The 12,211-nt window shown below is 71.9% G+C and carries 9 protein-coding genes; 4 read left to right on the top strand and 5 right to left on the bottom strand.

The features are described from left to right. Window positions 1-892 (bottom strand): EamA family transporter (locus FNH09_RS39370; protein WP_152894675.1); only part of this gene is annotated, 892 nt, incomplete at its 3' end. Between the two features lie 124 nt (window positions 893-1,016). On the opposite strand from FNH09_RS39370, the gene FNH09_RS39375 reads away from it, so the two are divergent. After that, window positions 1,017-1,934 (top strand): LysR family transcriptional regulator, encoded by a 918-nt coding sequence (locus FNH09_RS39375; RefSeq protein WP_152894676.1) that lies wholly within the window; start codon window positions 1,017-1,019, stop codon window positions 1,932-1,934. 312 nt (window positions 1,935-2,246) lie between these two features. Beyond that, window positions 2,247-4,082 (top strand): glycoside hydrolase family 3 protein, encoded by a 1,836-nt coding sequence (locus FNH09_RS39380; RefSeq protein ID WP_338017824.1) that lies wholly within the window; start codon window positions 2,247-2,249, stop codon window positions 4,080-4,082. Window positions 4,083-4,260: 178 nt separating this feature from the next. On the opposite strand, the gene FNH09_RS39385 is transcribed toward FNH09_RS39380, so the two are convergent. From FNH09_RS39385 to FNH09_RS39400, 4 genes are all read right to left on the bottom strand, one after another. Then, window positions 4,261-5,694 carry a S28 family serine protease gene (locus FNH09_RS39385; protein WP_152894678.1) on the bottom strand — a complete coding sequence of 478 codons (1,434 nt, stop codon included), beginning with the start codon at window positions 5,692-5,694 and terminating at the stop codon, window positions 4,261-4,263. A gap of 101 nt (window positions 5,695-5,795) precedes the next feature. Beyond that, on the bottom strand, window positions 5,796-6,185 hold the full coding sequence (locus tag FNH09_RS39390) for a hypothetical protein (RefSeq protein WP_162469778.1): 390 nt from the start codon (window positions 6,183-6,185) through the stop codon (window positions 5,796-5,798). A 125-nt stretch (window positions 6,186-6,310) separates the two neighbouring features. After that, on the bottom strand, window positions 6,311-10,036 hold the full coding sequence (locus FNH09_RS39395; RefSeq protein ID WP_162469779.1) for an ABC transporter transmembrane domain-containing protein: 3,726 nt from the start codon (window positions 10,034-10,036) through the stop codon (window positions 6,311-6,313). 125 nt (window positions 10,037-10,161) lie between these two features. Continuing rightward, entirely contained in the window at window positions 10,162-11,010 is an 849-nt protein-coding gene (locus tag FNH09_RS39400) for a serine hydrolase (RefSeq protein WP_152894680.1), read from the bottom strand. 43 nt (window positions 11,011-11,053) lie between these two features. Here FNH09_RS39400 and FNH09_RS39405 point away from each other — a divergent pair, with 43 nt between their 5' ends. Then, window positions 11,054-11,251, top strand: coding sequence for a DUF397 domain-containing protein (locus FNH09_RS39405; protein WP_152894682.1), 198 nt, complete (start codon window positions 11,054-11,056; stop codon window positions 11,249-11,251). Between the two features lie 84 nt (window positions 11,252-11,335). Further along, a partial coding sequence (locus FNH09_RS39410) for a glycosyltransferase family 39 protein (protein ID WP_162469780.1) occupies window positions 11,336-12,211 on the top strand: 876 nt, incomplete at its 3' end.

Consider the following 12,211-nt stretch of genomic DNA (forward strand, 5'->3'; position numbering starts at 1 on the left):
GCTCCGGGGCGGGCACGTCCACGGGATGGACCGCGTGTCGCGCGGGCGCCAGGGACGTCAGTGCCACCCCGCCGACCAGAAGCGCCGCCGCGCACCAGCCCAGCGGGCTCACCGACTCGTCGAGGAAGAGGGCCGCCGACGTCATCCCGAAGACGGGGACGAGCAGCGAGAAGGGGGCGACCGCGGAGGCCGGGTGGCGGCGCAGCAGCCACCCCCAGGCACCGAAGCCGAAGACGGTGCTGACCCACGCGACGTAGCCGAGGGTGCCGACGCCCTGCCAGTCGAGGGCGCGCAGGGCGTCGTAGTCCCTGGTGGGACCCTCGAGGAGCAGGGACAGGGCGAGCAGGGGCAGGACCGGGACCGTGCTGACCCAGACCATGAAGTTCAGGGCGTCCGGGGGTGCGGCCCTGCGGGTCAGGACGTTCGAGGCGCCCCAGCAGACGGCGGCCGCGACGACCAGGGCGAAGGCGCCGAGCGGGCCGGAGGCACCCTCGTCCGCGGCGGCGACGCCGATGCCGGCGAGGGCCACCAGCATGCCCGCGGCGCGGACGGCGGTGGGGCGCTCGCCCAGCACGGCGAAGGCGATGAGCGCAGTGAACACCGCCTGGATCTGGAGCACCAGGGAGGACAGTCCGGCCGGCATGCCCGCGTCCATGCCGACGAACAGCAGGCCGAACTTGGCCACCCCGAGCACCAGGCCCACGGCCACGATCCACTTCCACGCCACCTTCGGGCGGCCCACGAACAGGACCGCCGGGACGGCCGCGACCAGGAAGCGCAGGGCCGAGAAGAACAGGGGCGGGAAGTGGTCGAGGCCGATCTCGACGACCGTGAAGTTCACGCCCCAGACGGCGGCGACGAGGACGGCGAGGGCGAGGTGCGCGGGTTTCATGGATCGAGGATCACTTCCCTGGACCGTGTAGCACCAGCGATGATTACTGCACGGTTGGATGTAGCAGAGCTGATGAATCCCCATCGGCGGCCCCCACCGAAGCACTCGGGAAGGAGCGGGGCACATGCTCGACCTCCAGCGCCTGCGCGCGCTGCACGCCGTGTCCGTCCACGGCACCGTCGGGGCGGCCGCCGCCGCGCTCGGGTATACCCCGTCGGCCGTCTCCCAGCAGATCGCCAAGCTGGAGCGGGAGACCAGGACCGTGCTGCTGGAGCGGGAGGGGCGCGGGGTGCGGCTCACCCCCGAGGCGCACCAGCTCGCCGCCACCGCACGGGAGTTGCTCGCCATCGTGGAGCGGGCCGAGACCGAGCTGGAGGAGCGCCGCGGGGCGCCTGCCGGGCGGCTGACCGTGGCCGCGTTCGCGTCGGCGGCGCGCGGTCTGCTGCCGTCGGTGCTCGCCGACCTCGCCGGGCGGCACCCGGCACTGGACGCCCGGCTCACCGAGGTCGACCCGCATCTGTCCGTGGACCTGGTCGCCAAGGGTGCCGTGGACCTCGCGGTGACGCACGACTGGGACATCGCGCCGCTGCCCGCTCCCGCGGGGCTGGAACAGGCGGCCATCGGGGAGGACCTGTGCGATCTGCTCGTCCCCGCGGGGCATCCGTTCGCCGGGCGGAGCGCCCTGCGGCGCGAGGAGCTGGGCGGCGAGCGGTGGATCTGCCAGCCGCCGGGCCGGGTCTGCCACGACTGGCTGGTACGCACCCTGCGCGCGGCCGGGCACGAGCCGGACCTCGTGCACCAGGCCGAGGAGAACCCGACCCTGATCGCGCTCGTCGCGGCCGGGCTGGGCGTCGCGCTCATCCCCCGGCTCGGGCGCGGCCCGCTCCCGGAGGGTGTCGTGGAGGTGTCGCTGGACCCGATGCCGGTGCGCCGGCTGTACGCGGTGTGGCGCGCGGGGGCGGCCCGGCGGCCGGCGATCGCGGAGACCGTGCGGGTGCTGCGGGCCCACTGGCCGCGTGCGTCGGCCCACCCGACCCGCTGAGAACACCCGCACCGACTTGCGGAAAGAGGGCGGAAGCCGGGAACCCGGGCCGCGCCCCCCACGTCCAAGCGCCGGACTGCCGGACGAGTCACCGCGGTGCGGTGTCGGCCTCGCCGCAGGCTGCGAAGCGCTGACCACCCTCTCAGCCGTACCGCGGCCGGCAGCACGCCGCCATCGGCGCGCCCCCCTCCAACAGCGCCGATGGCGGCCCCTCCGCGGCTACTGTGCACTCCCTTGACCGGAAGAAACTTCCCGGATATTGGTGATTCCCTGGAAGTTTCCTTCAGCGGTTCTCCTTCGGAGGGAGCGCACGTGCCCGACACCAGCACGGCAAGCACAGGAAACACCGCACGTCCGTCCAGACGCGCCGTCCTCGCCGCCGCGACGGCCGGCGCCACCGCTTCCCTGGCGTTGGGTTCCCCCGGGTACGCGGCCGGGCACGACGACCCGACCGTCCGCGCCCTGCTCTCCCGCATGACGCTGGAGGAGAAGGTCGGTCAGCTGTTCGTGATGCGGGTCTACGGCCACTCGGCCACCGCGCCCGACCAGGCCGACATCGACGCCAACCTCGCCGAGATCGGCGTGCGCACCGCCGCCGAGCTGATCGCCAAGTACCGGGTCGGCGGCATCATCTACTTCACCTGGGCGCACAACACCCGTGACCCGCACCAGATCGCGGACCTCTCGAACGGCATCCAGGCCGCCTCCCTCGCGCAGCCGCGCGGTCTGCCGGTGCTGATCTCCACCGACCAGGAGCACGGCATCGTCTGCCGGGTCGGCGCGCCCGCCACGCTGCTGCCGGGCGCGATGGCCGTCGGCGCGGGCGCATCGCGCGCCGACGCCCGCACGCTGGGCCGGATCTCCGGCACCGAACTGCGCGCGATCGGCATCCGCCAGGACTACTCCCCGGTGGCCGACGTGAACGTCAACCCGGCCAACCCGGTCATCGGCGTACGGTCCTTCGGCGCCGACCCGGACGCGGTGGCGGACCTGGTCACCGCCGAGGTGCAGGGGTACCAGAGGGCGGGCGTGGCCGCGACGGCCAAGCACTTCCCCGGGCACGGCGACACGGCCGTCGACAGCCACTTCGGCTTCCCCGTCATCACGCACAGCCGCGAACTGTGGGAGCGGCTGGACGCGGTGCCCTTCCGGGCGGCGATCCGGGCCGGCATCGACTCGATCATGACCGCGCACATCATGGTCCCCGCACTGGACGACTCCGGCGACCCGGCCACCCTCTCGCACCCGATCCTGACCGGCATCCTGCGCGGCGAACTCGGCTACGACGGACTGGTGGTGACCGACGCCCTCGGCATGGAGGGCGTGCGAACCAAGTACGGCGACGACCGGGTGCCGGTGCTCGCGCTGAAGGCCGGGGTGGACCAGCTCCTCAACCCGCCCTCCCTCGACGTCGCCTGGAACGCCGTGCTGAACGCGGTGCGCGGCGGCGAGCTGACCGAGGCCCGCCTCGACGAGTCGGTCCTGCGGGTGCTGCGACTGAAGGCCGGGCTGGGTCTCTTCGAGGAACCGTACGTGGACCGGGACCGCGTGGACCGCACGGTCGGCACCGCGAGGCACCTGGCGACGGCCGACCGGATCGCCGAACGGACGACGACGCTGCTGGTCAACGAGGGCCGGGTGCTGCCGCTCTCGCGTCGCGGCCACGGCCGGGTGCTGGTCGTCGGCGCCGACCCGGCGTCCCCGTCGGGCACCACCGGCCCGCCGACGGGCGTCCTCGCCCGTGCCCTGACCGAACTCGGCTTCACCGCGACGGCGTTGTCCACCGGCACCGCACCCTCGGCCGCGGCGATCGCCCAGGCGGTCGCGGCGGCGGCCGCCGCGGACGCGGTCGTCGTCGGGACGTACAACGTCACCGCGACGAACAGCCAGCGGGCCCTGGTGGAACAACTGGTCGCGACCGGGCGGCCGGTGGTGGTCGTGGCGGTCCGCAACCCCTACGACATCGCCCAACTCCCGTCCGTACGGGCCTGTCTGGCGACCTACTCCTGGACCGACGTCGAACTGCGCGCCGCCGCAAGGGTGATCGCCGGACGGGTGGCACCGCGCGGACGGCTGCCGGTGCCGATCCCGCGGGCCGACGATCCGGCGCAGGTGCTGTATCCGATCGGGTACGGGCTGACCTACTAGGGCCTGTCCGACAATTCCCGTCTGCCCGGCGGGCGACGACGCGAAATGTCAGACAGGCCCTAGCCGTACGCCCGCCCGCCCCGCGACGCCGGGCACGCACTGCCTGCGTGCCGGGCGCCGCGGGGCCCGCCGTCCGCCGTCCGGGCGGACGGCGGGAACGGCCGGGCAGGGCCTGGTGTCACGGGCGCAGGGCGGGCTCCCGCTCCACGTCCCGGACGTCCAGTCGGGCGTCGAACCGGGCCAGCGGCTTCGCCGCCGACGGGTCCGCCTGCACCGCGGGCGACGCGACCCCGGCCCAGGCGAGGATCCGGGCGGTGGCGAGCGCCTTTTCGTCGGCGGTCAGTCCGGCCACGTTCGCGCCGTGGTTGAGACCGGGGGCGGTGAAGACGTACGCGTCCTTCGCGCCCGCGCCGACCCGGAACCGCTCCGCGCCCCACGGGTCGTTCTGGCCGTAGACGAACAGCATGTGCTGCGCGTGGTGGGCCACCCAGTTGTCCACGTCGCGCATCGCGCCCCGCTGGAACCGCATCGGGATGTCGCGCGGCACGAAGTTGCGCGGCGGCTGGTAGCCGTAGCGGATGTACTTCCCCTCGATGTACGGGAAGTGGATCGTCGGCGCGCCCAGCTGGGTGCCCGCCTGGTAGTAGTACGGCGTGTACGGCTCCAGGCCCTGGTCGGCGTAGGCGGAGAAGCCGGAGATCGTGTCGACGGAGTTCCAGATCTCGTCGTCGGTCGCGGTGGCCGCGTCCGCCGGGATCGTGTCGCAGTCGGACAGCAGGCTGTACTGCCAGAAGCCCCAGACGTAGTCGAGGACGACCGCCTCGTAGGCCCGGTCGAGGCTGCCGATCGTGGTGAAGGTGTAGCCGTTCTCGGCGGCGTACGCCTGGTACTTCTTCTCCAGGGACTCCCGGCGCACCAGCGCCTCGCGCTGCACGCCGTTCAGCCGGTCGCGGCACTCCTTCGTGCCGACGGAGGCGAAGAAGCGGTCGTAGGCGGAGTCCTCGTCGTTGACGACGTCGTTCGGGGCGACGTAGGCGACGACACCGTCCATGTCGTGCGGGTAGAAGCGCTCGAAGTAGGTGGCGGTCATGCCGCCCTTGGAGCCGCCGGTGGCGATCCAGTTCTTGGTGTAGATCTTCTTCAGCGCCTTGAAGATGCGGTGCTGGTCGCTCGCCGCCTGCCAGATGTCGAGCTTGGACCAGTCGGCCGGGTCGGGCCGGGACGGGGTGAAGAAGCGGTACTCCATGGAGACCTGGTTGCCGTCCACGATCTGGGTCGGCTCGCGGCGGCCGGGGTTGGTGGAGACGTTGTAGCCGCCGGTGTAGAAGACCGTCGGACGGCTGACGTCCTTGTGCAGCACGGTGATCCGCTGCTGGAACGTTCCCTTGGACGGATGCCGGTGGTCGACCGGCTGGGTGTACTGGAGCACGAAGTAGCGGTAGCCGGTGTACGGCTTCTCCTCGACCAGGCTCATGCCCGGTATGGCGAGGAGCTGATCCTTGATGTCGGTCGTTCCGGTGGCCTCCGGCACGGCAGCGGTGGCTGCCCCGGCCGTGCTCAATGTGCCTATGAGCACCGTGAGCGCCAGCAGCCATCTGAGCGCCTTGCGCATGCACCCTCCCTGTGAAACGGATGTGCGCCGGAAGCTATCCCAGCAACATCCTTCACACCAGAGGGAGTTGACATGTCAGCAGGTGTTCGGGCCGGTATCCGTCAGCACAGGATCCAGCCCGTGCTGATCGACTGCGGCCCCACGGACCCGCTCACCCGCACACAGCGGTGCCCCGCGTGGACGGTCACCGGACCGGCCCGCACCGCGAATTGCCCGCTGTCGACGACCGGGCGGTTGCCGCGCGCCTGCACGCTGACCGACATCGCGGTCCGCCGGCCGGGCCGCTCGGCGAGGGTGACCGCGCAGACGTAGCCGTTGCGTTTGTAGACCTGGACCGTGCCGGTGCCGAAGGGAAGGACCTTCACCTTCCGGCCGACGCACTGGGTGGGAGCCGCGTCAGCGCTGCCCGGCGACGCCAGGGCGAGCAGTCCGGAGGCGACCAGCACGGCCGTGCCACGTGCCAGCCGCCGACGTATCGCACCACTGTCCACGCTCGTCCCTCCCGCCACACGGCCCACCCGTACTGATGTACGGACGCACGACAGGTGTCGAACGGTTGCGCGCCTCCCCCGTATCCGGCCGCCCGCCCCCGAGGCGGGCGGCCGAAGTGGCCGGGTCAGCCCGTGGTGACCGGCTCCCCCACGAACGTCCGCCACAGCTGCGCGTACCGCCCGTCCCGCGCCAGCAGCTCCTCGTGGGTGCCGTCCTCGGCGACCCGGCCGTGGTCCATCAGCACCACCCGGTCGGCGCGGGCGGCGGTGGTCAGCCGGTGGGCGACCACGAGGGTCGTACGACGGCCCGCCAGGCGTTCGGTCGCCAGGTTGACCTGTGCCTCGGTGGCCAGGTCGAGGGCGGCCGTCGCCTCGTCGAGGAGCAGGACGTCGGGGTCGACCAGCTCCGCGCGGGCCAGCGCGATCAGCTGCCGCTGTCCGGCGGAGAGGTTGCGGCCGCGCTCGGCGACCTCGTGCAGATAGCCGCCCTCCAGCGTGGCGATCATCTCGTGCGCGCCGACCGCGCGGGCCGCCGCCTCCACCTCCGCGTCACCGGCGTCGGGACGGCCGTAGGCGATGGCGTCGCGCACGGTGCCCGGGAAGAGGTACGCCTCCTGCGGGACCACCCCGAGGCGATGGCGGTACGCGGTGAGGTCGTACGCCCGCAGGTCCGTGCCGTCGACCGTCACCCGGCCGGCGGTCGGGTCGTAGAACCGGGCCACCAGCTTGACCAGGGTCGACTTGCCGGCGCCCGTCTCGCCGACGAAGGCGACGGTCTGGCCGGCCGGGATCCTCAGGTCGATGCCGCCGAGCGCCTCCTCGTCGTCACCGTAGGCGAAGCGCACGTCCTCGAAGGCGATCTCGCCGCGCAGCGAGCGGACCTCGACCGGCTCCCCGGCGGGCCGGGTGGAGGTGGGCTCGCGCAGCAGCTCCTGGATGCGGCCGAGGGAGACGGTCGCCTGCTGGTAGCCGTCGAAGACCTGGGAGAGCTGCTGCACCGGGGCGAAGAACAGGTCGATGTAGAGGAGGTAGGCGACCAGGGCGCCGGTGGTGAGGGACGCCGCCTCGATCCGGCCCGCGCCCGTGATCAGCACCGCGGCCACGGCCGCCGACGACAGGAACTGGACGAAGGGGAAGTAGACGGAGATCAGCCACTGGCCGCGGATCCGGGCCCGCCGGTAGCTGTCGCTGCGCTCTGCGAACCGCAGGCTGCCGGCCCGCTCCCGCCGGAAGGCCTGCACGATCCGCAGCCCGGACACCGACTCCTGGAGGTCGGCGTTGACCACCGACACCCGCTCGCGGGCCAGCTCGTACGCCTTCACGCTGGCCCGGCGGAAGAAGTAGGTGGCGACGATCAGCGGGGGCAGCGTGGTGAAGACGACGAGCGCCAGCTCGACGTCGATCAGCAGCAGGACGCCCATGATGCCGAAGAAGGTGACGACCGAGACGAAGGCGGTGACCAGACCGGTCTGGAGGAAGGTGGAGAGCGCGTCGACGTCGGTCGTCATCCGCGTCATGATCCGGCCGGTCAGCTCGCGCTCGTAGTAGTCGAGCCCGAGCCGCTGGAGCTGGGCGAAGATCTTCAGGCGCAGCGAGTACAGGACGCGCTCACCGGTGCGTCCGGTCATCCGGGTCTCGCCGATCTGCGCCGCCCACTGCACGAGCACCGCGAGCAGGCCGAGCAGCGAGGCCGTCCAGACCGCGCCGAGGGCCATTTCGCTGACGCCCTGGTCGATGCCGTGCCGGATCAGGACGGGCAGCAGCAGGCCCACCCCGGCGTCCACCGCGACCAGCAGCAGGCTGACCAGCAGGGGGCGCCCGAAGCCGCGCAGCAGCCGCCGCAGGCCGTAGGACTCCTCGGCGCGCACCGCGTGCGCCTCGTCGACGTCCGGGGTGTCGGCCGCCGGAGGCAGCGCCGCGACCTGGGCGAGGAGCTCGGGGGTGGCGGGCATGCCGGACAGGGCGCTGTCCTTGGGCTCGCGGTCGCCCGTCCACAGGCGGGGGGTCAGTCCGGCCTCGGCGTCGAACTCGGCGTCCAGTTCGTCGCGGACGGAGGTGTCCTCGCGCGGCTCGGCGGGCGGGGTGTGGCCCGGGGAGACCCCGCCGAGTTCGTCGGGGTCGGTGAGCAGCCGGCGGTAGAGGGCCGAGCGCTGCTGGAGCTCCTCGTGGGTGCCGAGGTCGGCGAGGCGGCCGCCGTCGAGGACGGCGATGCGGTCGGCGAGGTTGAGGGTGGAGCGGCGGTGCGCGATGAGCAGGGTGGTGCGGCCCCGCATGACCTGCTTGAGCGCCTCGTGGATCTCGTGCTCCACCCGGGCGTCCACCGCCGAGGTGGCGTCGTCCAGGACGAGCAGGCGCGGGTCGGTGAGGATCGCGCGGGCGAGCGCGAGGCGCTGGCGCTGGCCGCCGGAGAGGGTGAGGCCGTGCTCGCCCACCTTGGTGGCGTAGCCGTCGGGCAGCTCGGCGATGAACCGGTCCGCCTGGGCGGCGCGGGCGGCGGCCTCGATCTGCTCGTCGGTGGCGTCGGGGCGGCCGTAGGCGATGTTGTTGCGGACGGTGTCGGAGAAGAGGAAGGAGTCCTCGGGGACGAGTCCGATCGCGGCCCTGAGCGAGTCGAGGGTGAGTTCGCGGACGTCGTGGCCGCCGATCAGGACGGCGCCGTGGGTGACGTCGTAGAAGCGCGGCAGGAGCAGGGAGACGGTGGACTTGCCGGAGCCGGAGGAGCCGACCACGGCGAGGGTCTCGCCCGCGCGGATCTCGAAGGAGAGGCCCTGCACGACCGGGCTGGTGCGGCCGTCGGCCTGCCGGTACCCGAACGAGACGTCGTCGAACTCGACGGTCGCGGGCGCGTCGGCGGGCAGCTCCAGCCGGCCGTCCTCGATCGTCGGCGCGGTGTCGATGAGCTCCAGGACCCGCTCGGTGCTCGCGCGGGCCTGCTGTCCCACGGTGAGGACCATGGCGAGCATGCGGACCGGGCCGACGAGCTGGGCGAGGTAGGTGGAGAAGGCGACGAAGGTGCCGAGGGTGATGTGCCCGCGCACGGCGAGCCAGCCGCCGAGCGCCAGCATCGCGACCTGGCCGAGTGCGGGGACCGCCTGGAGGGCGGGGGTGTACCGGGAGTTCATCCGGATGGTGCGCAGCCGCCCCGCGAAAAGCCGGCGGCCGACCTCCCGCAGCTTCCCGGTCTCCTGCTCCTCCTGCCCGAAGCCCTTGACCACGCGTACGCCGCTGACGGCGCCGTCGACCACGCCCGCGACGGCGGCCGCCTGGGCCTGGGCGTACCAGGTGGAGGGGTGCAGCCGGCTGCGGCTGCGGCGGGCGATCCAGCCGAGCGCAGGCGCCACGGCGAGCGCGACCAGGGTCAGCGGCAGGGACAGCCACGCCATGATCACCAGGGAGATCAGGAAGAGCAGCACGTTGCCGATGGTCATCGGCAGCATGAAGAGCAGACCCTGGATCAGCTGGAGGTCGCTGGTGGCACGGCCTATCACCTGCCCGGTGGACAGCTCGTCCTGACGGCGGCCGTCGAGCCGGGTGATCGTGTCGTACATCTCGGTCCGCAGGTCGTGCTGGACGTCGAGGGCGAGCCGGCCGCCGTAGTAGCGGCGGATGTACGTGGAGACGTAGACGAGGAGGGCCGCGACGATCAGCGCGCCCGCCCAGGGGGCCATGGCGCGGCTGTGGTCGGTGATCACGTCGTCGATGATCACCTTGGTGAGCAGCGGGACCAGCGCCGTGACGGCCATACCGGCCAGGGAGGAGCCGAGGGCCAGGACCACGTCCCCCGGGTGACGCCAGGCATAGACCGCGAGTCTGCGCGCCCAGCCCTGTTTCTCCCCCTGTTGCGCTGCCACGCCGGTGCCTTCCGTTAGACCTGCTCTGCCGGAAAGCACCAACGCGGATGGAAGCGGATTTCATCCCTCCGCAACAATCGGACGGAGGGAACGCCCTCGGGCGCGCACCCGCGAGGCATCGGCCCTCAGGACATCAGGTCCTTGTGGATGACCTTCGCGACGCCCTGGATGGTGGTGATGCCGTAGCTCATCGTGCTGTTCCCGTGGGTGAGCACGGTGATCGTGTAGTCGTGGCCGCCACCCTTGAACGTGCCGACGCTGTGCACCCGCCAGCCGAGCGTGGAGCGCTGGAGCCAGCCGTTCTTGACGTGCACGGAGACACCGGACGGCGCTCCGTACGGGGTGCCCCAGCGCTGGGAGGAGACGACCTGCCCCATCAGCTTCTGGATGTAGGCCCGGGAATTGTCGGAGAGCACCGTGTTCGCGCCGGTGATCAGCTTGAGCAGCTTCTGCTCGTCGGTCACCGTGATCTGGGTCAGACCCCAGTAGCCGTTCGCGCCGGGCTTCGTCTGGGTCATCTTGGCGGCGGCCAGGAAGCCCTTGATCTTCGTCAGGCCCAGCTGCTTCCAGAGCTTGCTGGTCGCCGTGTTGTCCGACTTGGTGATCATGGCCGTGGCGAGCGAGGTCTCGGTGCTCGTCAGATAGCGGTTGTGCTTCTTGGCGTCCCACAGCAGCGTGGCCAGCACGGTGACCTTGACCACGCTGGCCGAGTCGTAGGCGCTGGTGGCACGCAGTGTGCAGGTGGTGTTGGTGGTGCGGTCGTAGAGGCCGACGGCGACGGTGCCCTTGCGGGTGGCGAGCGCGGCCGTGATGTCCTTCTTGAGCTTGGCGGCCAGGCCCGCCTTGGACGACGTGCAGCTGACGGCCGGCGTGGCTGCCGAGGCGGGCGCCGCGGCAGCCACGCCCGATATCAGCACCCCGGCCGTGAGGCCCCCCGCGACCACTCTCGCGCGTCTGGATATCCCGTGAGTCATGCATTGATGACTCACGAGTTCGAACGAATGGTTGTACGGGTCGTTGTGGCGATTATGTGTCGATGGTCGACCACACCGTCCGGTCCATCAGGGTGGCAGTTGCCTGGAGGTGCTGGACCGGTACCCGGCAGGCGTCCCCGTCCGTGATTCCAAGGTCTCGCACGGTCCCGCGCTGGTCTTCGGACCGGCCGCCCGGTCGCCGTTCGCGTCCGCCCTCAAGGCCGGGTTCGCCTCTGCCTGATCCGGTGAAGCGGCGGCGTCCTCTCACAGGCTGCGCCCAGCTTCACCACAGTCGGCACCCATCGGGCGTCTGCATGGTGCAGTGGTGACATCTGCCACCGATCCACTCCCCCAGCCCACCGTGACCCCCGACCCGCCGCCGCCGGTCACACCACCGGCGCCGCCGCAGGGGGCGCCCCGCTGGTCGCTCCCCGCGCTGATCGCGATCCTGCTGCTGGCGGGGGTGCTCTACTCCTGGAACCTCTCCGGTTCCGGCCTGAACAGCTTCTACAGCTCCGCCGTGTTCAGCGGCACACAGAGCTGGAAGGCGTGGTTCTTCGGCTCGCTGGACGCGGGCAACTTCATGACCGTGGACAAGCCGCCGCTCGCGCTGATGGTGATGGGCCTGTCCTGCCGGATCCTCGGTTTCGGGACCTGGCAGATGATGCTGCCGATGATCCTGGTCGCGCTCGCGACCATCTGGATCCTGCACGCCTCGGTGAAACGGGTGTGGGGCCACGGCGCCGCGGCCGTCGCCGCCCTGGTGCTCGCGCTGACCCCGATCACGGTCGCCATCAACCGGGACAACAACCCCGACACCCTGCTGGTGTTCCTCATGGTGGCGGGCGCGGCGCTCGCCCTGCGGGCCACCACGAACGGCCGGCTGCTGCCGCTGCTCGGCTCGGCCGCCTGCTTCGGCCTCGCGTTCAACACGAAGATGCTCCAGGGCTACATCGCGCTGCCCGCCGTCTTCGCGGTCTACCTCTACGCGGCCACGCCGAAGCTCGGCAAGCGGATCGTGAACCTGCTGCTCGCGGGCGTGGTCCTGGCCGTCTCCAGCTTCTGGTGGGCGACGGCCGTCTCCCTCGTGCCCGCCGACGACCGGCCGTACATCGGCGGTTCGACGGACGGCACCGCCTGGGATCTGATCATGGGCTACAACGGCCTCGGCCGGGTCCTCGGCGGCGAGGGCAACGGCGGG

Source organism: Streptomyces adustus (assembly GCF_009377175.1).
GTDB lineage: Bacteria > Actinomycetota > Actinomycetes > Streptomycetales > Streptomycetaceae > Streptomyces > Streptomyces adustus.